The organism is Microcoleus vaginatus PCC 9802 (assembly GCA_022701275.1).
GTDB classification, from domain to species: Bacteria; Cyanobacteriota; Cyanobacteriia; order Cyanobacteriales; family Microcoleaceae; genus Microcoleus; species Microcoleus vaginatus_A.
Window position 1 is genome coordinate 2,511,246 of record CP031740.1, and the last position, 22,399, is coordinate 2,533,644.

A 22,399-nucleotide genomic window follows, 5' to 3' on the forward strand; every position below is an offset into this window, starting at 1 on the left:
AACGAGTTAAAACCGGTTCAACCAGTTAAAAACTAAAAAGGAAAGGAAAATACAGATTTCCTTTCCCTTTCTCAACCCTGCAGCGTCAAATCAGCTTGATTGCGAGATTAAAGACGAATCGCTTTTTTCTTTTGAGCGATCGACACTAAAGTCTTCATAGTACGATCGCTCAGTATTCACATCCCACAAATCGTGCTTTTCGCCGAGAATATTTCTCACAGCCAGCATCCCCGTCAGCATGGAATGGTCTTGGTTGTTGTATCGGTGCATACCGTTTCGCCCGATCGTCTGCAAATTCTCAATTCCCTTCACAAAACCTTCAAGTACCTGCAAGTGTCCTCGATATTCGCCATCATAGACTGGATAAGCTTTGGGTTGCCGTATGACAACTCCATCTTCAACCTCGGCAGTTGTTGCTAAACCCAAACCAACCAACTCGCGAGTTGCTAATTCGATAAGTTGCGCGTCCGACATTTCCCAAACCTCGTCGCCTACGCTACAGAAATATTCCATTCCCAAACAACTTTTGCTGGCGTCGGGAACTAAAGCGGCGCTCCAATTCTTAAAGTTTTGAATTCGTCCCACTTTGACTTCAGGGGAGTGAATGTAAATCCAGTTGTCAGGAAACAAATCCTTGCGATTGACAATCAGTGATACAATCAAAAAATCTCGATATTTGAGCGATCGCGCGGCGTGCAGCACCTCTTCGGGCGGCTGCGGTTTCATTCTTGCTACCAGTGCCGATATCGGCATACTCGTAATGAAATTATCCGCCGAATATTGAACTACTTCTCCGTTTTGCTCCGCAGTAATACTTTTAATCTTATTACCTTCACGCTCAAAGCTAATCACTTTAGTATCCAGATAAACTTTGCCGTCTTTATTCTCCACAGCTTCCGCGAACTTTTCCCACATCATCCCCGGCCCCAAAGCCGGATAATCAAATTCTTTGATTAATGTTTTAGTGTCGTTGCTGCCAAACAAAGCATTAATAATTGCTGTCGTCAGTGACAATCCTTTAATCCGCTGGGCCGCCCAATCTGCTTGAATTTCCGAACAAGGAATGCCCCAAACTTTTTCAGTGTAAGTCTTAAAAAATGTTTTATACAAGCGTTCGCCAAAACGATTGATCACCCACTGTTCAAAAGTTTTTTCTTCCGTAAGTGGCCAAATTCTCACTTTCAGATAACTCAAAATAATCAGCGTACTCTCAATTATGCCCAAATTAAAGAGAGTATTGAAGGCACTGATCGGATAGTTAAAAAATTTACCTCGATAAAAAATTCGCGACAATCGTGGCACTTTAATAAACTCATTTCCTAATACCTCTTGCCACAACTGCTGCACGGCTTCAACTTTAGTATAAAAGCGGTGGCCGCCAATGTCGAAACGATAGCCTTTGTAGGTTTCGGTGCGAGCTATTCCCCCAACTTTATCACCTTTTTCTAGTACAACAGGGATAATGCCTTGCTTGACGAGCTCGTAGGCAGCAGTCAAGCCCGCAGGACCTGCACCGACGATCGCAACAGGATAATGTTTCACTCAGCCTACCTCCAGCTTTTTTATCGAAACTATACAGTTATTTATAACTTGTCAAAGGGATAGATGCACCCGTGAATACCCTGAGAAACTCTCGATCGACCTGATGTTTAAGCACAATTTGCCTTGATTTATTGAGCCGATACTGGCAAGCTAACTTTGCCAGTCACAGGCTTTTTTTGGTATAAGTAGCGACCAGTGCCGATCGCGAATGCCAGTCCGCTGTAAAAGTAGAAAAGCCAGTGCCACGGAATAGTTTTCAGGGCAAATAGGATACCGTGTTTACGGTGAAAAAATCTGTAAAGTGGTGCATTAATTGCTACCAGTGGTATGGCTAGCAAACCAGCCAGTAGGAGAAAGCTCAGCGACCAGCAGGTTCCCAAAATTGCCAGCAAGACGGCATAAGTTAAAATCACGCTGATGCGGTTTGAAACTTGCAAGTTGAGGTCGTTATTCAATTTCCGATCGCGCCAAATCAGTTCTGTCCAAGGCAGTGCTCGGTAGAAAAAGTCAGCTTTTACCATACCCATCGGTTTCCACTGCTTTAAATGTTTCACCTGCAATGTTTTGCACAGCCGAATGTTATAACCTGCTTGTTTCAAACGGTAGCCGAACTCAATATCTTCGATCGAAGCTTGGCGGTAACTCTCATTAAAGCCGCCCATCTGCAAAAAAATTTCCCGGCGAATCACTCCGCAAGCGCCCCAAAAAGTCGAAGCTTCTTCGTTACCTGTTTGGTGCACGTAGTGGTGCAGCAAGTTCCTGTACTGCGATAGAAAATCAGGATCTCCAGGATCATCGTCGTAAGAGCCAATGAAAGCAGCTAAGTAGGGATTATTTTTGAACACCGATATCGCATAGCCCACAGCTTCTGGACAAACAGCGACATCAGCATCCACAAAAAACAGAATATCTCCCTTTGCAGCTTGGGCACCCAAATTCCTTGCCCGCGCTGGCCCCCCGCATTCGGGAATCCTGATGACTTTGGCGCCGAATTCCTTGGCCAGACGCCAAGAACCGTCGCTTTCGCCATCTGCTACTACAATAATCTCGATCGGCCTGGGCACAGCTTGAGCCAGTTTTGACAAACAGGTGCGGAAGTAAGCGCCCCCGTTGTGGACTGGGATAATAACGGATACAGTGGGGTCGGCGGTAGAAATCATTACCTAAATTGTTTAAATTCTAGGGGCTAAAATTTGCTGGAATTTTATTGGTGCTACTTTACGAAGGGTAAAATCAGCTCTACTTTTTTATTTATAACTCGATTTCTGTTTGTCTTCAACTAGATTTTTTGCTGGTATTCTCGATTTGATTTCCCCCATTCTTACCTCTATTTTAGGCCAGATCTTGCTGAGACTGACGAGAGGTAGACAACAGCTTTACAAAATCTTTAAATATATCATTGTTTGTGTAAACTTGGGAAAAAGCCCCAGCAGCATTTTGGTGTGGCTGTGTTGCAATGCACAAGACTTTGATTTTATAAGTAGGTAGATCGTATAAAATCAAACAATGTTTATACGGACACCCCGGAACTGTCAGCACTTGCGCGGTACAATTTCTTTTAAAGACCTCATCCGCGAGTGACTCCTGCACCAAGTCTCGATCGCGACGGCAGACTTAATGCACATTTTATAATTTTTGGCAATATATATTTTTAAAGATACGTCTTAAAATTTCCGACGCTGTACGATCGAGCTTTGGTAATTTGCTAACATACCCTTAGCCAGCTCCCTGTGAACCAAAAGTTTTATCTAAACCATTTTTTACATTACATGAATACCTCACAAAACACTTTAAATCAGCCATTAGTTTCAGTCATCATACCAGCTTTCAACGCTGAAAATTTTATTGCTAAAACCTTAGAGTCTGTCTTATCTCAAACTTATCAAAACATACAAGTTTTAGTAGTTGATGACGGCTCTACAGATACAACAGCCGAAATAATCACATCTTTTGTTCAAAAAGATAGCAGAGTCAGCTTATTCCACCAGCCAAATGCCGGCGTCGCCGTCGCCCGCAACTTAGCAATTGAAAAATCAAAAGGCGAATATATTGCTCCCATCGATGCCGACGATATTTGGTATCCCCACAACCTAGAAAAACAAGTGAAATGCCTGACTTCCTCAGCACCATCTGTCGGAGTTGTCTATTCCTGGTCAGTTGATATAAATGAAAAAGACTTGCTCACAGGTGGATTTTATAACTCCACCATCGAAGGAGAAGTTTACACAGCATTAATTTATAAATATTTTATAGGCAATGCCAGTTCATCTCTAATCCGCCGCGTTTGTTTTGCAAAAGTCGGCGGTTACAACTGCAAACTTAAACTAGAAAACGCTCAAGGCTGCGAAGACTGGGAACTTCACCTCCGCATAGCCGAACATTATCAATTTAAAGTCGTGCCAGAATACTTAGTTGGCTATCGGCAGATTGCCAGCAGTATGTCTAGCAACTATGCAGCAATGGCAAAATCTCACTCTTTAATTATGGCCGATGTCCGGCAGCAACATCCCGAAATTCCCAGCAGCATTTATCGCTGGTCTAGCAGCAATTTTTACATTTACTTAGCTGTTAAAAGCAACCGCAGCGGCAATCACCGGAGTACATTATCTTGGCTTTATAGAGCTTTCAAAGAAGATTTATCAATGGCACTTTTGCGACACAATTTGTATCTGCTCTTTATAGAAAGTATATTAAAAATAATAGTTACACCGCCACCTGCATCAGAGTTAGAGTTAAAACCAGCATCTGAATCGAGTGAAGGAACGACACTTGCTAGGATTGAGACGCGGACGAAGGCTCACAGAATGTTACCCTCGCAAGTATATGAAAGAATGCGATTTAACAGTTTAGGAAATCTAAAATCTAAATAAACCGAACATTGAAAAACCCGGTTTTTTGAATAACCGGGTTTTTGAGGAAGCTAGAGGGTGTTTAATTATGTCAGCTTGCTAGATCAAGAATTAGGAAAGAGGGTTAAATAAAAAAAATCTAAATTTTCCCTTCTTCCTTCTTCCTTCTTCCTTCTTCCTTCTTCCTTCTACTTAATGTCTCTAAGCGTGAGAAGCTGTAGGAGTTTGAGCTTTCGGCTGCTGGCCGTCTGGCGCCAGGGATTCGCCTTCAATAAACGAGCGCAACATCCAAGCCATTTGCTCGTGCTGTTCCATCAAACCAGTCAAAAAGTCTGCGGTGCCGTCATCGTTAAACTCTTCACCGCACTGTTGGACGTGTTGGCGGAGATTGCGAATAACTAATTCGTGGTCATCCACTAAACGCGATACCATTTCCGTAGCCAAAGGCAAATCGCCGATATGTTCTTTAATCGAGCCATACTTCAGAAAACCCTCAGCAGTACCAATTGGATACCCACCTAAAGTTCTCACCCGTTCGGCCATAGCATCGATATTTAGTGTTAACGCCTGATAGTGTTCTTCCCACAACTGGTGGAGCGATCGAAACTGTGGGCCCACTACATCCCAGTGATACTTTTTGGTTTTGATTAACAGCAGATAAGCATCTGACAGGTCGTGATTCAACAGTTCGATAACGCCTGCACGTTGCTCGTCAGATAGACCTATGTTTAACTTACGCATTGAAAATTGTTCCTTCAACTCTAACTTTATATTTATTAGAACAAATTTCGCCAGCGACTTACATCAACCCAGAGGACGATCGAAGACGATCGAACTTTAGTAAAATATCGACATTTCAGGTTAAAGTAATCGCAATATTGATACCCTTAGATAGATGCAACGAAACTTAGTGTTCCGGATCACCTTTGCTTGGTGAACACAGCGATTGGGCCGCCGGTAATTTCCTGCTCAATCTTGCTAGAGAAAAAGGGTGGAGGCTGATAGCCCTTACAAATCCAGGAATTTCTGCGGAAGTTAAGCAACACCCCACCGCCGGTTAACCAAAATCCACACACTTAATTGTGCGGGCTGCTTTAAAGGCCGGCATAAGGGACTTGTAATTAAATATAACCCTGTTATCCTAGAAGGCTAGGAAAGAGATTTTCTGACATGAACAGTTCTGACCTCTGTGATTGGGACGCTATAAATGATATCGAGTGCAACCGTTAAATCGACGTTCAAGGATGCTGCCAAGAAACAGACGGGCGATCGCCGTCGAGACTTTATGGCAAAAGTGGCTGAAGATTACTTTAATGGTTTCAGCTCCGAAAGTATAAATATTTCTAGGATGGAACCCTTGATAGTGTTCAAATTGGCTTACATGAACACAGATAATCTTGGGTTTGTTAAATAGCGATAAACCGAATCAAGGAGATGTATATCATGACCTGTGAGGCAGCCGATAATCGCTGATCATCCTTTCTCAACCCTCGATACTAAATTGAGCCAAGCAAAAGTTTGTTCAACCAAGGCTCTTTTTTTCAGAAAAACAAAGCCTTCGATCTTGCGATCGTAAAACCACCTGAATCATCCATCCCAAGCTATCCATCACCGATTTGAGAAACCGTTCGCCACTGTCACCTCGATCGACTCTACCAAATACAGCCACGCAACCCTTTGTCCCATCTAGTAGACCACCGGGAGAAGCTGTGTGCTCGCTTCACCTTCAGGAACACTTGCGCTGCTGTGACCCCCACAGCACTAAGCCGAACCTATCAACGGCAGTGTCGCGTTTTCGCCCCGCAGGAAGGCTTTGTTAAACCCGACACTTTGATGAACCATCCTTGTAGTGCCAACTATTGAAACCTAGTTTTGGGGGGATGGCGCGTCCAAGACAGATAAAAAAAAGCAGTCCTCTGTGTTTGCACTGAGGAGGAGATAGAGCGCCTTGCAGTTTGTCCTCTCAGGGAAATACGGGCTAAAGTAGCGGTAGGAAAGATTGATCCATACTTTTACTAACTGTGCTACTTTCATTGTTAGCTGTAAACCATCATGCGGGAAATCTGCCAGAGCGTGGAAACCATATTTGAACTGCTGTTAGACGAACTTAAAAAGTCCACTCGCGCGTCTGAGCAGAACTGCCAAGATGTAGCAGGGCGACTCGCAGCAGAAGTCAACAGGATATGCACTGAAAGCCAGCGGATTCAAGCCTCCGGAGATATAGAAGGTTCAGCCCAGAGCCTCGCTCAGCACCGCTTGCAACAATGCCTGCATTATTACAATTTAGGCTCCGGGCCCGGGCGAGTAGAATTGCACAGTACCCTCAGCGCGATCGTCTATCGCTACATCACTCCTCCGCAGGTGCAGTCTAGCTATCAGGCGCGAGTAGAACTGATCAAAGATTTTTTGCAAGGATTTTATCTCGAAGCTTTAAAGGCATTCCGGCGCGAAACCCAACTGCCACCTACCTACAGTCCCCGCACTCGCTTAGAACTAGCAGAGTACATGGCCTTTGTAGAGCGCTTCGGCAAGCGGCGCATTCCTTTACCTCGGAACCGCAGCCAGCAACTAATTATTTTACGGGCCCAAACCTTTTCCCAGCAGCAGCCTAAAGAAACCTCGGTAGATATGGAACAAGCCGCCGACGGCGGGGCTTCAGATTCCGACCAAACTTGGAACGACACCTCGGTGCACTCGGTGCGGGAAGCGATGGCAGGACAGGGTTCGGCGGCAATTCGTCCGCTAGGCGACGAGTCAGAATCTCTGCGGCAAAACGTGATTGATGAATTAGTCGCTTACTTGAAAGAGCGCAACCAACAAGACTGCGCCGATTACTTCGTGCTGCGCTTGCAAGACTTGCCGACTAATGAAATAGAGTCGCTTTTGGGCATAACTCCCCGCCAAAGAGACTATTTGCAGCAGCGCTTCAAGTACCATTTGCTCAGGTTCGCCATGTCGCACCGCTGGGAACTGGTTCACCAGTGGCTGGAAGCAGACTTAGACCGCAATTTGGGTTTGCTGCCTTCTCAGTGGCAGGCGTTTGGCGAGCAAATTGGTCCAGAGGGACAGCGTTTGCTAAAGTTGAAACAACAAGGTCTGTCAGAGTCAGCGATCGCGCAAAGCCTCGGCAGCACGGTAGCCCAGGTACAGAAACGGTGGTTTAAATTGCTGGAACTTGCCTGGGAATTGCGAAATCGTTCAGATTCCGGAGAAGGGGCATCTAGTGATGAATAACGAAACGAACAGGGATGCAGAGGCTTTCGATCGCCATTTTTTAGACTGGATATTGCAGGCGCCGATCGCGAATGCCTCTAGCGAAGATGAGGACAACCTCAATCAGTCCCCTCGCTCACAAGAGTGGGGCGAAACAGAAGAGAATTCCGGGGTGGAATACTGGGAATGGGACGAACCAGACCCGCTGGACTATCAAGTGGGGGCGCACAGCAATGCACCCGCACAACCGCAGACAATTGGAGAAATACCGACCGTGCAAGACCGTTTTCAGACCTTGTTAAAACAAAGGCTTAGAGCCGAAATTGAATCCAACCCGCCGCTGTTCCCCTGGGAAACAGAATTCAAAAGCTACGACCACGATTACCCAGACGATGTAGCCCCGCAATGGGTTCCCCCCCTACACCTCTGGACTCCCCAACTACAAAATATCAGGTGGGGCCGCCTGCCAATTCCGATCGCCCAAGGAGTTTTTGCTCAACTGCTAGAACCTTGTCAGGAACTGGTAATGTCGTCGCTGCGGGAAGGCTCGAAATTAGTTCGCGCTGTAGATGGCTTGTTTCCGGGCCATTCTCAGGAACTCAACGAGTTAGCTGGTTTAGTGCTCCGAGGTTCTTTGCGGGGACTTCTAGATTTAGAAGATTTCCCGACTTACGAAGCAGCGAGTACCGATCAACAAATGGTGCTGTCGCTGTTGGCCGCCAAGGAAATCATTGAGTCTCTAACTTTGGATTGTCCTGTGAATCAGCCGCCGGTTTCGCGGGAGTGGCTGACTGGTTTGGGTTCGCTGACTCTGGAGGCTCAATACCTGTCGAACCACAACAGAGAACAGCCAATGCCGTGTTTAAGAGTTGAGTGCCAATTTCCAGGGGCAGGAAGTTTGGAACTCAAGGGAGGAGATGCCGAAGCAACTGCACATCGTCCGAATTCCGGGCATTTAAGTGTGGAGTTGTTTGACGCACAACCTGACAAAACTTATGCCCTAGAAGTTCGATTCCAAAACTTCGAGACCAGACCTTTGATGTTTGCTATTCGTCCAATTGGGACAGGACAAGATAGCAACTAGAAAGGTCTAATTAGAGTAAATAATTTAGGTTTTTACTCGCTGGTTTGACCTCACACAAAAACAAATGCAATTCCTCGACTACTGTCGTGGAAAGCCAAAAATTTTAGATCTTAGTTCAAGCCCCCAGATTCATCGGTGGAGTCAATCTAAAATCTAAAATCTAAAATCTACAATCTACTGCTAGTTGACTTGGATGGGTGCACATGACAACTGATAACCTGCGAAATATACCTGTTTTGGGTAAACTGTGGGAGCAGATCGAGGCTATGCCTCCGCCGGTGATTGAGGATTCTTTACTGCTGCGAATCCTAGTTCAGTTGTTGGTAATTGTGGGAATTGTAGCTACTGACGTTGCTGCTGAAGAAGCCCAGAACCTGTGGGCTGTGCCTGTTAGTATTGTGGGAGCAACTTGGAGTTGGTACCGCCGCCGCGATCGCAATGTAGCTGCTAAGTTCTGCATAGCTATTGGAATGCTGGTGGCGCTGTTCGCTTTTTTTAGCCGCTTGGTGGGAGAATTGAATGATACGCGGTTAGTTTTGGCGCAACTGTTAATCCAACTTCAAGTGCTGCACAGTTTCGATTTGCCCCGCCGCAAGGATTTGGGCTATTCGATGGTAATCGGGCTAATTTTGTTAGGGGTAGCAGCGACTCTCAGCCAAACCTTGACTTTTGGACCGCTGCTGTTGCTGTTTTTGGCTTTAGCGCTTCCGACTTTGGTGTTGGATTATCGATCGCGCTTGGGGTTCTCAAAGGTAGAAGATAGAAAGCATTCGGTAGAAGGTAAAGAGAAAAAAAATAACTGGTCGTTATTTGCTGCTACTTTATCGCCAAAGTATTTTGGTTGGCTGCTGCTGATAACTGTCGGGTTGGGGCTGACTATTTTTGCGTTTTTGCCACGCCTCCCTGGCTATCAGTTGCGGACTTTTCCAGTGAGTGCTCCTATTCAATATCAGGGGGAGTTTGACTCGCGCAGCATTCTGAACCCGGGGTATGTCAGAGGGGGAAATGAAAAAGGGACTGGCGGAGGAAGGGGGAGAAACCCAGACAAAGGGCCAGGAGAGGTGGACTCTACTTTTTATTACGGTTTCAACCAGCGCATCAATCAAAATTTGCGGGGGGAAATGAAACCTCAAGTGGTGATGCGGGTGCGATCGCAGGCTGCGGGTTTTTGGCGAGTATTAGGCTTTGACAAATACACCGGTCAGGGTTGGGAAATTTCTCGCAACGAACAAGCTCAAAAGCTGACTCGGCCTCGGTGGTCTTATCAATTTTATCTGAATCCGTTTCCCAATGCGCCTCGGACTCAAGAGGTGATTCAAAGTTATACTATTGTTGCTCCAATGCCGAATTTGATTCCGGCTTTAAACAAGCCGAGGGAACTTTATTTTCCGAGTCCAGAGGCGGCGATTGATGCGGAGGGGGGTTTGCGAGCGCCTGCGGAATTGGGAGAGGGTGTGACTTATACAGTTATTTCTAATGTACCTTTTCGCGATCGCTCTTTGTTGGGGAAAACTGGTACTAATTACCCGAAAAATATTCGCAACTTCTATTTGGATGTGCCACCGGAAATTGCCCAGAAGGTGCGAGAAAAAACAGAAGACATATTGGCGGCAAGAACTAGAGTATCCCAGTCGGACAGACCGATCGATTCTCCTTACGAAAAAGCTTTGTATTTGGCTCAATATTTAAAGCAAAATCCGAATTACAAAATAGAAAAAGCTTTGCCTTACTTAGAAGAAGGTGAAGATTTAGTCCAGGCTTTTCTGTTTGGCTACAAAAACACCCAGGACGGCAAAAAAGTTACAGGTGGATATCCAGACCACTTTTCGACGGTACTGACAATTATGCTGAGGTCGGTCGGGATTCCGGCGCGGTTGGTGGGCGGTTTCGATACGGGAGAATTCAACCCGTTTACTGGTTACTATATTGTGAAAAATACCGACGCTTTTTTGATGACCGAGGTATATTTTCCCAATAATGGCTGGTTTGCTTTTAATCCGATTCCCGGTTATCCGCTGATTCCGGCTTCGGTGGAAGACAACCAGACTTTTAGTGCGCTGCAATCGTTTTGGCAGTGGATCGCGGGTTGGCTACCGACTCCTCTCAGAAGCGGGCTGGATTCAGTTATAGGTTTTGTAATTGGCTGGATCAGCTTGATTGTGGGCTGGTTTCTGGGACAGTTTGCTAAGGGTTGGGTGGGGTTATTTACTGGCTTGATTGCTGCGATCGCCTTTGGCTTTATTGGCTGGTTAATTTGGCAAGTGTGGCGCAAGTGGCGCCACCGCCGCTGGCTGGCGAAGTTGCCGCCGGTGGAGGGGGTTTATCAGGAAATGCTGAAGGATTTGGCGAGTAGGGGATTTGTGAAACCTCGCGCTCAAACGCCTTTGGAGTATGCTGAGGCAATGCGCGGGAATCATGCAACTGATGAAGCTGAGGTGATTGATGAAGTTTCGCAAGCTTACGTGCGGTGGAAGTATGGCGGCGAAGCGGGTAATTTGAGTCAGTTGCGGGGGTTGGTGGAAAATTTGAGACGATCGCACTTGAAGAAACTCAAAAAGTTAAGATAAAAATCGGTGATCGAAATCGCTTCTACACAAGTAGGAGTTACGGAGAAAAACCAAAGAAACCGGGTTTTTTGCGCCCTTAAAGGGGTGTAACGCCTCTTCTGGCCCAAAACTCGGTTTCTGCGCTCCCATGCGTAATCAAATCCGGTGGCCTCGGAATTGATATTACCCACAGTTAGGACACCGCGCCCGGGATATATAAGTATTATGTTTTTTTATTTAACGTGCCGATGGAATCGTGATTTCGACACCAGCCTTTTGAGCTAAATCGGTGACATTGTTGGTAAAATCTGTCATGTTTGCGATCGGAGAAGCAATACTCGCCGCGAGCGCTAAAATAACACCCAATTTTTTCGCAATGAGTTTCAGATTGCGCTTTTCTGTGGGTTTCTTTAGTTGTTCTTCCACGTTGCCAATTTCCATCAACACTTCTTCGCGTTCGTCTTCGGGGAAGTGTGCGGCGGTTTCACGCATCGATGAAATCAGTTGCAGAAGTTCGGCGGTATTGGCGTTATTGGTTTGATTGAATGTATGGCCACTAGCTTGGGCATTATCTTGAAGTTGGTTGGCGTTAATGCCGGAGAGATTAGCGCCTTGCAAGTTGTTTGTTTGGGAAGAATCTTGATTCATGCTGTTACCGTCGATGTACAAGTGTAAATTGTTTACAGTTTGCTGAGTTCTAGAATTATCTACCGTATCCGATCGATCGCTTCCAGGAACTTTCTCTTGGGAATAGTCGGGAAAATCCTCGATTAAGCGCCGCACCTGGACTTCTTCATATGATGGCGGTTTGCCACATTCCACTGTGTACTTGCCATTTGCCAAACGGTCGCGCAAATCCTCAAAGTCATAGGAATAGGGATTTTGGCTACCTTTGCATTGGGAACAATTGCAGGGAATTAATTCTTCGTATTTGAGGCGCTTATCGTAATCATCATGAATTTCCCGGAGTTTGTGACGAATGCTATTTAGGAGATAGTTTTTCGGGGTTCCAGATACGCGGATGCGGATTTCTCGTTGATGATAATTCTCGATGACTTCGGCTTTGGCGTAGTTGTCGGCGAGGAGAACGCCGTCACGCCAGACAATATCCCCACTAGCCGCACCTGAAGAGGGAGGGGTATTCGGGCGGCAAATCAAGCGGTGCATCTCTACAATCAGCCTGGTGATGATGCCTTTGGGCATGAAGTCGTATTTGTAGCGCACAATCAGGTTGTCGGTGTCGTCCCAGTCGTACTTTTGTCCTTCGAGGGGGAGCCGTTGCGGGGCGATGTAGTGTCCCCGTTGGCCGGGGATTGGGTAGCAAATTTTGAAGTTTTCCATGAGCTCAAGTAGCTCATCGTGGAGGCATTCGTATTGTCTATCGCTCCAGATTTCGCTGAGGTTTTCGTCGGTGAAGTATCCACAATTGGCGATGACTTGTTGGTTATCGGTGACTTTGTAGACGGCGTTGGTTGCCCATTCGGGACGCAGGATGACCCAGTTGAGGAGGATAGATTTTTTCTTGTCAGTATTTGTTTGGAAGTGGAGGATAATACCCAAGTCGTGCAAATACTTGCTCAGACTCAGCATGGCCTGTTTGTCGGACTTGTCGAAGCCTTGGTTAGCGCAGATGTCGTAGAACTCAGAGACTTCGATGTGGGTTTTGCGTTGGGCGTAGTTTTCCAGGACGTGGCGGACTTTTGCCCAGTGTTTGGGGATGGGCGTACTGATGTGATCCAGGGTGGTGATGCGGTTTTGTAGGGTGCGCTGGAGGGTTTCGAGTCCGCGATTGTCGGCGAGGTTGGTGGTGAGGAGTTTTTCTAGGTTGTCAAAGTCACCGCGCAGTTGGGAAAAGTTGATTTCGCAGCGGCGGTCTTGTTTTTCGTTCTGGACGAGGAAGACGGGACTGCTGTTGCTGAGGAGTTCGATGATGTTCAACCAGTAGCAGAGGTTGGGGTTTTCGCGGCGGTTATCGACGAGGAGGATATAGAGGGAACGTTCGGTGAGGAAAAATTGGTGCGTGGCGTGGTAGATTTCCTGTCCGCCGAAGTCCCAGATGTGGACGCGGAAAGGTTTGCCGTTGGCTTGTGGGAATTCCCAGCGGATGACATTGATGCCTTCGGTGCTGGGTTCTTGTTCTTTGAGTTCGTAGTCGGGGTTGAGGAGTTTGTTTGCTAGGGTAGTTTTTCCCGATTCGCCTTCGCCGACAATCAAAAGTTTGGCTTCGTTGAGTTCTTCGGTATCGTTGGGATCGCGGGTTTGGAAGTAGAAGTCGAGGATGGTACGCAAATCGCCTGGTTCGGACAATTCTTCGCCTTGGAGAATTTCGGGAGGAATCGGGATCGGATTTCCCCGCAAGTCGAGTTTTTCCAGCTTTTCCATGCCGCCAATCGCCTCTGGGATGGAGGTAATCTGATTGTTACTGAGGGAAAGGTCTGTCAGATTCGACAGTTGCCCGATCACCTCTGGGATGGAGGTAATCTGATTGTTACTGAGGGAAAGGTCTGTCAGATTCGACAGTTGCCCGATCACCTCTGGGATGGAGGTAATCTGATTGTTATCGAGGTGAAGCAGTGTCAGATTCGACAATTGCCCGATCACCTCTGGGATAGAGGTAATCTGACTTTCACTGAGCAAAAGCAGTGTCAGATTCGACAGTTTGCCAAGCGATTCTGGGATTTCGGTAATCTGATTTAAACCGAGCAAAAGCACTGTCAGATTCGGCAGTTTGCCGAGCGCATCTGGGATGGAGGTAATCTGATTGCTATAGAGCCAAAGCTGTGTCAGATTCGACAGTTTGCCGAGCGCATCTGGGATGGAGGTAATCTGATTGTTATTGAGGTTAAGCAGTATCAGATTCGACAGTTGCCCGATCGCTTCGGGGATTTCGGTAATTTGATTGTTATTGAGGTAAAGGTGTGTCAGATTTGACAGTTGCCCGAGATCCTCTGGGATGGAGGTAATCTGATTGTGGCTGAGGTTAAGCAGTATCAGATTCGACAGTTGCCCGAGATCCTCTGGGATGGAGGTAATCTGATTGTTATTGAGGTTAAGCAGTATCAGATTCGACAGTTGCCCGAGATCCTCTGGGATGGAGGTAATCTGATTGTAACTGAGGTCAAGCCGTGTCAGATTCGACAGTTGCCTGAGATCCTCTGGGATGGAGGTAATCTGATTGTGGCTGAGGTTAAGTATTTTTAAGTTGGTTAATTGAAGAACAGCATCAGGAAACTTAGTTAACTTATTCCCAACCCATTGCATTGTCTCTTCATCGAACTTCGCCAACACCAGCATCTCAAGCTGCGTACACTTGCCAATCTCCGGCGGCAATTCCTCCAACCCCAACCCCGACAAATCCAGTTGGGTCAATTTTTCCTCGGCTGCCCGGTGAATTCGCCGCACTGCTTCCTCTCGCGTCATGCCCTTTGTCTCTCGGTAGGATTCATTTTATTGTGACAGTCAAAACTCAAGAAACCGGGTTTTTTCGAGTTTCTACGACTGCATGGCGTCTTCTGGGCAAAAACCCGGTTTCTGGCCACCCGCGCGTCATCTAAGAAACCGGGTTTTTTTTCGGTTTCTACGACTGCATGGCGTTTTCTGGGCAAAAACCCGGTTTCTGGCCACCCGCGCGTAATCTGATGGCGATCGCAAAATTTTCACTCTTAATACAGCCTCACGCTTTCAATCATCGGTTTGATGAGCAACAATGAGGCGATCGATTTCTTCGTGATGGCGATCGTAATAACGCCAAGCATTCTCTCTTCTCGAAATCAGGCACAAGAAGCACTAGCTGACAGTGAAGCCGAAGGATTTGGACTATGAAAAGATTGCTGAGAGCGAGGAAGTGCGAGGGATAAACTTTGAATTACTGTTGTGCTGCATTAATCTGGTTAATCATGTTGATGCTATCAAAACTTTTCAGCAAGCACTCAAGAACGATAAAAATAAGTAACGGTTTTCAACTCAGATTGAGTATCAACCCAAATAAAAAACACCCCCCCGACAATAGGCTGGGGTTGTGTGTTTTACTATAAAAATTTTAAGTGCGGATAAAAGGACTTGAACCTTCACTCCTCTCGGAACCAGAACCTAAATCTGGCGCGTCTGCCAATTTCGCCATATCCGCATTTTGACATTTAAATACTATAGCACACAACAGAGCGATCGGTCAATCGATTTTAGATTTTAGATTTTAGATTTTAGATTGAAGGAAGCGACCCACTGATAAATCCGCAGGGTGATGACCCAATTGCTCGATCGCCCAATCGATTTTAGATTTTAGATTTTAGATTTTAGATTGAAAAAAGCGACCCACGGATAAATTCCCAGGCGGATTACCCAATTGCTCGATCGCCCAACATCGAGAAACCCGGTCATTTTTGGACACCGGGTTCAATCATGAGTTATCGCCACAGCAATTTTCCGTATTTTTCACTTGTCACTTACTTTTGGCCGAGCGCTTTCCAGGTTGTTTCGTCCACCATGCCGTTAGCCGTCAAACCCTTAAATTTCTGAAAGTTCTTGACAGCCGTAGTAGTGCGAGCGCCAAAAATGCCGTCGATCGGGCCCGGATCGTAACCCTGTATTTCCAAACGCACCTGTAGCGTCTTCACCTTGGAACCGACAGCGCCTTTATTTAGAAGAGTTGGAGGATTGCCCGGAACAGCAGCATTGCTCAGAATTGGAGGATTGCTCTGCACAGTTTCAGGAGCTGATGCCGGATCTGCTGCTAAAGCTGTCCAAGTTTCTTTGTTCACAACCCCATCGGCCTTCAAACCCTTAGACTGCTGAAAGGCACTCACAGCCGATGTGGTGCGAGAGCCATAGGTACCGTCGATCGTCCCTACCTTGAAATTGTGCACCTGCAACCGTTGCTGTATGGCTGCAACTTCTGGCCCGTCAGCTCCCGCCGAGATAGTTTTTTCCTTTCTCACTGGCTGCTCGCCCGCGTAAAAAGGCTTGTGAAACATATCTCCTTGGGAATTTCCCTCGGGCGATGCTGACGCACCCGGATCGGCGGGAGCCGTAAAGTCTCTGCGGTACTGTTCCTGCACCAAGGGTTCGGAGTCGAAAGCAGCAGTTGCCTTTTTGGTCAAGGCGGGAACGAGCAGAGCCATCAAGCTGAAAATCGTAACAGTAGTCACACGCATAAATTTCATCCTGTTAGTGAGGTTTGACAAGGTTTCGCTGATTTCATGTTTCTAAATCTAATTGTATTACCCGGACTGCTTTCTGAAACATATAGCAAAAGGAAGAAGGAACAAGGCCATTTCACTTGGCGATCGGGTAACAAGAAGTCCGAGAGAAGGGGTAATAGACCGCATTGGTTTGGGCCATTAAGAAAGTTCTAAGCGTCTGGCGCGGTTGCTATATCTGCTGCAGCTTCTAGAAGTTCGGCAATGGGGACAGACGCACTCAGGATTTACGAGTTGGAAGTTACTTGTTAGAAGTAGGGGCCGGTTCGCACTATTCCTAATAAACCCGGTTGATTCCGAGATGTTTAGTTACCAAAGCCCATATTTTCGTATAAACCACGTCTTTTAGCCTCAGTCTTATGGTACAAAACCTGCCGTCCTTCACAAATCTTTACAGGCAGATTGTGTACAAAGTTGATTTATGAAAGGCGAAGTTTTTTCCTTCTATCCCCCCCCGTAATATCAATTTCGGTAGTATCGGAATTATTAAACCCCTCTTGACGCAGAAGATATAGAGAAAGGGAAGAGAGAGATGAATAATTCCGATACTACCGAAATTGATATAAAAAGCAAAATTCGGCAGTTATCGATTTGCGTGTTCTGCCAATAAAGCCTTCGCTTTCGGCTTGTAAATCAGATAAAACAGCGATTCTATGTAGCGGAGCATATCTTCGCGGTTTTCCTTGGACGAGTAGTTCCAAAAACCGTAAGTCCGCGCCAGGGTCAGCAGCTTGGTAGTGTGAATTTTCCAGGTATACGTGCTGTAAACTCGGTCAATTCCTCGCGTTGAAATTTCATACCAATAGTTGGGATTGTGTTCGCACTTCGATAAAAAATCTAGAATTTTTTGGGCAGTGTCCTCGTGGTTTGTCGGGTTGATATAAAACCCATTTACCCCATCTTGAATAATTTCCAGCGGACCGCCAAACTGCGTCCCGAAAGTGGGAATACCAGTAATCATTGCTTCGAGAATTGTCAATCCGAAAGCTTCAAATAAGGCTGGCTGAACAAATATACCTTGGGTGTCGGCGATTACCCGGTAGATTTCGCCGGACAGGCTTTTGGAAAGCCTCACTCCCAACCAGCGAATTTTACCGTGAAGGTTGTATTGGTCGATAATTGCGTAAAGCTTTTTAATTTCTTCTGCTTCTTCGTAGTCTTCGGTTTCTTCGACCCGCAGCTTGCCAGCTACTAGAATTAAGTTGCATTTTTCTTGCAATTCTGGGCTTTTGCCAAACAATTCTGCTAAGCCTGTCATGTTTTTAATGCGATCGAGCCTGGCCATGGAAAACAAAGGGCGCTTGTGCGGGTCGTCGAGTTTTCCAAAGACTTGTTCGGGATCTTCTAGAGTAAACAGCAGTTCGTTGAGCCGATCGCGATCGCCTTGAACCCGGTCTTCGATCCGCGTGTATGGAAAGTACACACTTTCATTAACTCCCGGTGGCACTACGTTGAATTTAGGGCTGAACAGTTCAATCCCGTTCACAACGTGGTACAAATCCGGCATGGTAAAACAATGGTAAGATTCGTACTGACCGACACTATCGGGTTGGCCCACAATCTCTTGATAGGTGCTGCTGACAATACAATTAGCGGCATTCATGGCAATTATATCAGCCGTAAATTGCAGCGAAAAATGGTATTTGTCCTCTGATTCTTGCCAGTAGAGATTGCTGAACAAATATTTAGATTTTTCCAGCGCATGGGCAATATTGCACTGAGTAGTTTTGAGTTTGCGAGACAGCAAAAACGCTACCAAATTGCCGTCGGAATAGTTGCCGACAATTAAATCGGGCTTGCCCTGAAACTCAGCCAGCAGTTCTTTTTCTGAATCGAGCGCGTAAGTTTCCAAATAAGGCCAAATCTCGAATCTAGAAATCCAATTTTGAGTCAGTTTGGGATTGAACTGCCGGAAGGGAACCCGCAAAATCCAAGCATTTTCTGTGGCGTGAACTTTTTCCAAACGTTCGTTGCAGCGCGTACCGTCGCTGTTAGGAATTAACCGGGTGAGAATAATTACTTTAGGTTTGACTCCTAAACTATCGAGACCTGCAAGATGAATGTCTTCTTGCAATTGTTTCTCTAAACTCTTGGCTTGATCAAGCACATAAACTACCTGCCCTCCCGTATCCGGCCGCCCCAAAACTCCTTCTTGGCCGAACCAGCCGTGAGGAGAAACTAGAACGATTTTGAAAATCATCGGAATGCGAGAAATAAATGCTTCTAGGGTTTGGGGATCGGGCGAATCAATTAATTCGTCAAGAATTCCTAGGGTTTCATGGACGCGGGCTGCGGTATTTCCCCAACCTGCCTCAAAACCCATCATTTGCAGAACCAATCGAAATCTCTCGTAGCCTTCTTCTTCAGAAAGATCGCTGACAAAGGTGAGGGCTTTTTTGACTTGTTCTGAAAGTTGTTCTTGGGATTTTATGCGATCGTTAATTAGCAATTGTACGCCGTTGTAGCGGTGAAGGCGCAAGAAATTAAATAGAGTTTCCTGCCACTGTCTGGCGTCTTGAAACAGTTTGCTGGAGAGATATCGGTTGAGGAATTGTACTCCTTTGCCGATGTTTTTGGGGTCGCGAATTGTGGGGGAGTAGTCGTAAAACGGGCCGAAATCTAGTTCGAGAATGTCGCCTTCTTGGGGATGAAAGTGGTTGACGAAGCGATCGCGCACGTCCAGCAATTCTTGCACTGTCATCTGCTCAACAGTCAAGTCGTCTGCAACTCGCACTATTTCCATACTAGCAATTTTTGGCCGCAGCAGGACGCAAAGGCTGCCATCTTCAAGAATAATTTCCTGAACGTAGTAAATCAGTTTGCTTAAAAGAGAAGATTGATGGAACTGTTCGGGCTTTTCGTATTTGGTGCAGTAGGCCGCAAAAGCGTTAACTATGTCGTTTCGCAGTAAATATTTGTTTCCCAAAGCGCGTAAATCGCTGACAAACTGACGCAACTCGGTTTTTTCGTCGCTGGCGATCACAGCCTGAAAGAGTTCAGACATACATACTCCCTTATTTAAGACTTTTGATTTCCGCTCTGAAACTAGGCGATACTCAAACAGTATCGCCCTTTCTTTTAAGCGGCTACTTTTTTTGTAATTTTAAAGTCGGCAAAGTGAAGTTGCTATCCCTCAAATGACATAAAACTCCCCGTATTTGTGGCGAATGTAACGGATAAAGGGATCGATAGTTAAAGGTGAACCTGTAACGCGATCGATCAATTCGACAGCGGTGTATTTGCGGCCGTGCTGGTAGATGTTTTGTTTTAGCCAGTCGTGGAGTACGGTAAAATTGCCCCTTTCTATTTCTACGGGAATTTCAGGATTGTTTTTTACTGCTGTTTCGTAGAATTGAGCGCTCATCAAGTTGCCGAGGGTGTAACCTTGGAACATTCCGCCGATCGTACCAACATACCAGTGAACATCTTGCATCGCGCCTTCGCTGTCGGTGGCGGGGACAACCCCAAGGTCGGTTTTATAGCGTTCGTTCCAGGCTTCGGGGAGGTCTCGCACTGCTAGTTTTCCCTCTACCATTGCCAATTCTAAGTCAAAGCGGATGGCGACGTGGAGGTTGTAGGTTACTTCGTCGGCGTCGGTGCGGATGAGCGATCGCGAGACTTTGTTAATTGCCCGGTAAAATGCGTCAGTGGATACGTGTCCTAACTGTCGCAAAAATACGCCTTGGAGTTGCGGGTAGAAACATTCCCAAAAACCGCGGCTGCGCCCGACCATATTTTCCCAAAGTCGCGATTGACTTTCGTGCACGCCGGAGGAAATGCCACCTGCCAGAAGCGTGCCTTCAAATTCCGGGGAATTTCCGAGTTCGTAGAGGGCGTGTCCGGCTTCGTGGATGCTGCTGAACAGTGCTTGATCCAAGTGGTCTTCATAGACGCGGGTGGTAATTCGCACGTCGTCTATGGAGAAGTTGGTCATGAACGGGTGCAGGGTGGTGTCTTGCCGTCCCCGTTGGAAGTCGAACCCCATGCGTTCTACAACTTTGCGAGTGAATTCTAGTTGTTGGGATTCGGGGAAGTCTTGGTGCAAGCAGGAGTCGTCGGCGGGAGGTTGGGAGGTGATTGCTTCGACTATCGGCACTAATTCTTGACGCAGTTGGGCGAAAAGCGGGCGCAGCAGGGATACTTTCATGCCGTAGTCGCTACGATCGATCAAAGGATCGGCGATGTGTTCGTAGCCGGGGAAAAAGTCGGCGTATTGCCTGCTTAATTCTAGGGTTTTTTCTAGATACGGCTCAACGGCTGCGAAGTTGTTGGCTGCTCTGGCTGTTGCCCAAGCTTCGTAGGAGTCGGCTTGGTGGCGGCAGAGTGCGGACATGAAGGTTGCTGGGACTCGGGCTGCGCGATCGTAGTCTCTGCGGGCAATGCGGATCAGGCTGGCTGCGGTAGAGTCATAGGGGAGCGTCTGCTCGTAGAAACGCAAGTCTTCTAGGAGTTCACCAATCTTTGGATCGGTAAATTTTTCGTGGGATATTTGTTTGAGAGTAGCCAACTGGCGGCCTCTGGCAGTTGCACCTTTGGCGGGCATATAAGTTGATTGATCCCAATGCAGCAACGACGAGGCTGATTCGATGTCGGTAACTTCTCTGAGGTGGGCTGCCAGTTGAGCGAATTTTGCTTGAGTCTTGTCTAGGGTTTGCATGATCGGGGTTTATGGTGCTGTTTTGCCTACAAAGGTTGCAGTGCGGCATCCGTCTCCATCAATCATAGCTACCCTGAAATCAAGCTAAAAACCGCACTTCTTCCCGTATTGTACGCAATTTAGAGTCATTTTTGCACAATTTCCGGTATTTCTGCGGATTGAGTTCGATCGCCTTGGATAAGTTTTCGAGCGCCAGCCGGATGCTGGTGGCTACAATTTCCTGGCTGTTTGTGAGCTCGCCTGCTTGTTTTTCCAGGGCGTACACGCAAGCTTTTTGATAGTACAGGTTTGGATCGTCGGGTTTGAGCGCGATGATTTTATCGTAGGAGGCGATGGCTTCGGTAAATCGTTGAATTTTTTTGAGGGCTATGGCGCGGTTGTACCAGGCTTCGGTGTTGTCTGGCTGCAACTCTAGGGTTTTGTCCCAAGAGGCAATTGCTTCTTCAAAGCGTTGTAAGTTGGCGAAGGCTAAGCCGCGGTTGTAAAAGGTTTCGCTGTCGTTTGGGTTGAGTGCGAGGGCTTGGTCCCAGGATGCAATCGCTTCTTCAAATTGTCCCATTTGTGCGATCGCGGTGCCGCGTTTGTTCCAGGCTTCGGCGGAATTCGGCCGCAGTTGCAGGGTTTTGTCGTAGGAGGCGAGGGCTTCCGGGTATAGTTTTTCATCGGCTAGGGCTAAGCCGCGGTTGTACCAGGCTTGATGCAAGTCTGGTTTGAGTTCGATCGCTTTGTCGTAAGAGGTGATCGCCGCTGTATTTTGGTCGGATTTTCTCAGGGCAAATGCTTTATTATACCAAGCTTCGCAGTAGTCTGGTTTGATGGCTATGGCTTTGTCGTAGGAGTCGATCGCTTCTGACAATTTTTCTAAGTTGACGAGGGTGTTGCCGCGGTTCGTCCAAGCTTCGGGGTAGCTGGGGTTGAGTGCGATCGCCTTTTCGTAGGATGCGATCGCTTCTGAGAGTCTGTTGAGCTTCCGCAAAACGTTGGCGCGATTATACCACGCTTCGGGATTGTTTGGTTTGATTTGTAGGGATTTGTTGTAGGCTGCGATCGCTTCTTCTAGCTGGCCCATTTTTTTGAGGGCTACGCCTTGGTTGTACCAGGCTTCATAAAATTTTGGTTCAAGTTCGATCGCTTCTTCCCAAGATTCGATCGCAGCTTGGAATCGTCCCATTGATTCTAGGGCGTTGCCGCGTTCATACAATGTTTGAGCCTTTTGGGTGTTGACTGCTATGGATTTTTCCCCTGAGTCGATCGGCTTTTCTATGCTGGCTAATTTTTGCAAGGGGTTTCACCTCATTATTTTCTGTCTAATT

General features: G+C 46.8%; 14 protein-coding genes, 1 tRNA gene and 1 pseudogene. 6 read left to right on the top strand and 10 right to left on the bottom strand.

Annotated elements, in window-relative coordinates; all coding sequences use genetic code 11:
- Positions 1-90 precede the first annotated feature (90 nt).
- The 3 genes from D0A34_10310 to D0A34_10320 form a co-directional block, all read right to left on the bottom strand.
- Complete coding sequence (locus tag D0A34_10310; GenBank protein ID UNU19207.1) at positions 91-1,542, bottom strand: FAD-binding protein; 1,452 nt, start codon at positions 1,540-1,542, stop codon at positions 91-93.
- Positions 1,543-1,670: 128 nt separating this feature from the next.
- Positions 1,671-2,702, bottom strand: coding sequence for a glycosyltransferase (locus tag D0A34_10315; protein UNU19208.1), 1,032 nt, complete (start codon positions 2,700-2,702; stop codon positions 1,671-1,673).
- Between the two features lie 172 nt (positions 2,703-2,874).
- Positions 2,875-3,132, bottom strand: coding sequence for a hypothetical protein (locus tag D0A34_10320; protein UNU19209.1), 258 nt, complete (start codon positions 3,130-3,132; stop codon positions 2,875-2,877).
- A 179-nt stretch (positions 3,133-3,311) separates the two neighbouring features.
- Here D0A34_10320 and D0A34_10325 point away from each other — a divergent pair, with 179 nt between their 5' ends.
- On the top strand, positions 3,312-4,412 hold the full coding sequence (locus tag D0A34_10325) for a glycosyltransferase family 2 protein (GenBank protein UNU19210.1): 1,101 nt from the start codon (positions 3,312-3,314) through the stop codon (positions 4,410-4,412).
- 180 nt (positions 4,413-4,592) lie between these two features.
- On the opposite strand, the gene D0A34_10330 is transcribed toward D0A34_10325, so the two are convergent.
- Positions 4,593-5,132 carry a DNA starvation/stationary phase protection protein gene (locus tag D0A34_10330; GenBank protein UNU19211.1) on the bottom strand — a complete coding sequence of 180 codons (540 nt, stop codon included), beginning with the start codon at positions 5,130-5,132 and terminating at the stop codon, positions 4,593-4,595.
- A 466-nt stretch (positions 5,133-5,598) separates the two neighbouring features.
- Here D0A34_10330 and D0A34_10335 point away from each other — a divergent pair, with 466 nt between their 5' ends.
- From D0A34_10335 to D0A34_10350, 4 genes are all read left to right on the top strand, one after another.
- Positions 5,599-5,805, top strand: coding sequence for a hypothetical protein (locus D0A34_10335; protein UNU19212.1), 207 nt, complete (start codon positions 5,599-5,601; stop codon positions 5,803-5,805).
- Positions 5,806-6,443: 638 nt separating this feature from the next.
- Positions 6,444-7,625 (top strand): hypothetical protein, encoded by a 1,182-nt coding sequence (locus tag D0A34_10340; GenBank protein ID UNU19213.1) that lies wholly within the window; start codon positions 6,444-6,446, stop codon positions 7,623-7,625.
- Positions 7,618-8,688: a hypothetical protein gene (locus D0A34_10345; GenBank protein UNU19214.1), complete on the top strand. Its 1,071-nt coding sequence runs from the start codon at positions 7,618-7,620 to the stop codon at positions 8,686-8,688. Before D0A34_10340 ends, D0A34_10345 begins: the two co-directional genes overlap by 8 nt.
- Before the next feature lie 203 nt (positions 8,689-8,891).
- Entirely contained in the window at positions 8,892-11,255 is a 2,364-nt protein-coding gene (locus tag D0A34_10350) for a DUF3488 domain-containing protein (protein UNU19215.1), read from the top strand.
- A gap of 216 nt (positions 11,256-11,471) precedes the next feature.
- Here D0A34_10350 and D0A34_10355 read toward each other — a convergent pair whose 3' ends face one another.
- On the bottom strand, positions 11,472-14,654 hold the full coding sequence (locus D0A34_10355; protein UNU19216.1) for a GTPase: 3,183 nt from the start codon (positions 14,652-14,654) through the stop codon (positions 11,472-11,474).
- A 391-nt stretch (positions 14,655-15,045) separates the two neighbouring features.
- Here D0A34_10355 and D0A34_10360 point away from each other — a divergent pair.
- Positions 15,046-15,186 (top strand): annotated as a pseudogene (locus D0A34_10360) (Uma2 family endonuclease).
- 92 nt (positions 15,187-15,278) lie between these two features.
- Here the strand turns inward: D0A34_10360 and D0A34_10365 are convergent.
- The 5 genes from D0A34_10365 to D0A34_10385 form a co-directional block, all read right to left on the bottom strand.
- A tRNA-Leu gene (locus D0A34_10365) sits at positions 15,279-15,360 on the bottom strand.
- 316 nt (positions 15,361-15,676) lie between these two features.
- Positions 15,677-16,384: a peptidoglycan-binding protein gene (locus tag D0A34_10370; protein ID UNU22239.1), complete on the bottom strand. Its 708-nt coding sequence runs from the start codon at positions 16,382-16,384 to the stop codon at positions 15,677-15,679.
- Positions 16,385-17,012: 628 nt separating this feature from the next.
- Positions 17,013-19,433 carry a sucrose synthase gene (locus D0A34_10375; protein ID UNU19217.1) on the bottom strand — a complete coding sequence of 807 codons (2,421 nt, stop codon included), beginning with the start codon at positions 19,431-19,433 and terminating at the stop codon, positions 17,013-17,015.
- A gap of 129 nt (positions 19,434-19,562) precedes the next feature.
- The gene (locus tag D0A34_10380) at positions 19,563-21,086 is read right to left on the bottom strand and encodes a carboxypeptidase M32 (GenBank protein ID UNU19218.1); all 1,524 of its coding nucleotides are present in this window, start codon (positions 21,084-21,086) and stop codon (positions 19,563-19,565) included.
- Between the two features lie 79 nt (positions 21,087-21,165).
- Positions 21,166-22,368 carry a tetratricopeptide repeat protein gene (locus tag D0A34_10385; GenBank protein ID UNU19219.1) on the bottom strand — a complete coding sequence of 401 codons (1,203 nt, stop codon included), beginning with the start codon at positions 22,366-22,368 and terminating at the stop codon, positions 21,166-21,168.
- Between the last annotated feature and the right edge of the window lie 31 nt (positions 22,369-22,399).

What these genes read in the sequence shown, in the direction of transcription:
- D0A34_10315 (UNU19208.1), bottom strand. Translation starts at nt 2,702, where the DNA reads ATGATTTCTACCGCCGACCCCACTGTATCCGTTATTATCCCAGTCCAC.
- D0A34_10325 (UNU19210.1), top strand. Translation starts at nt 3,312, where the DNA reads ATGAATACCTCACAAAACACTTTAAATCAGCCATTAGTTTCAGTCATC.
- D0A34_10330 (UNU19211.1), bottom strand. Translation starts at nt 5,132, where the DNA reads ATGCGTAAGTTAAACATAGGTCTATCTGACGAGCAACGTGCAGGCGTT.
- D0A34_10335 (UNU19212.1), top strand. Translation starts at nt 5,599, where the DNA reads ATGATATCGAGTGCAACCGTTAAATCGACGTTCAAGGATGCTGCCAAG.
- D0A34_10340 (UNU19213.1), top strand. Translation starts at nt 6,444, where the DNA reads ATGCGGGAAATCTGCCAGAGCGTGGAAACCATATTTGAACTGCTGTTA.
- D0A34_10345 (UNU19214.1), top strand. Translation starts at nt 7,618, where the DNA reads ATGAATAACGAAACGAACAGGGATGCAGAGGCTTTCGATCGCCATTTT.
- D0A34_10350 (UNU19215.1), top strand. Translation starts at nt 8,892, where the DNA reads ATGACAACTGATAACCTGCGAAATATACCTGTTTTGGGTAAACTGTGG.
- D0A34_10355 (UNU19216.1), bottom strand. Translation starts at nt 14,654, where the DNA reads ATGACGCGAGAGGAAGCAGTGCGGCGAATTCACCGGGCAGCCGAGGAA.
- D0A34_10370 (UNU22239.1), bottom strand. Translation starts at nt 16,384, where the DNA reads ATGCGTGTGACTACTGTTACGATTTTCAGCTTGATGGCTCTGCTCGTT.
- D0A34_10375 (UNU19217.1), bottom strand. Translation starts at nt 19,433, where the DNA reads ATGTCTGAACTCTTTCAGGCTGTGATCGCCAGCGACGAAAAAACCGAG.
- D0A34_10380 (UNU19218.1), bottom strand. Translation starts at nt 21,086, where the DNA reads ATGCAAACCCTAGACAAGACTCAAGCAAAATTCGCTCAACTGGCAGCC.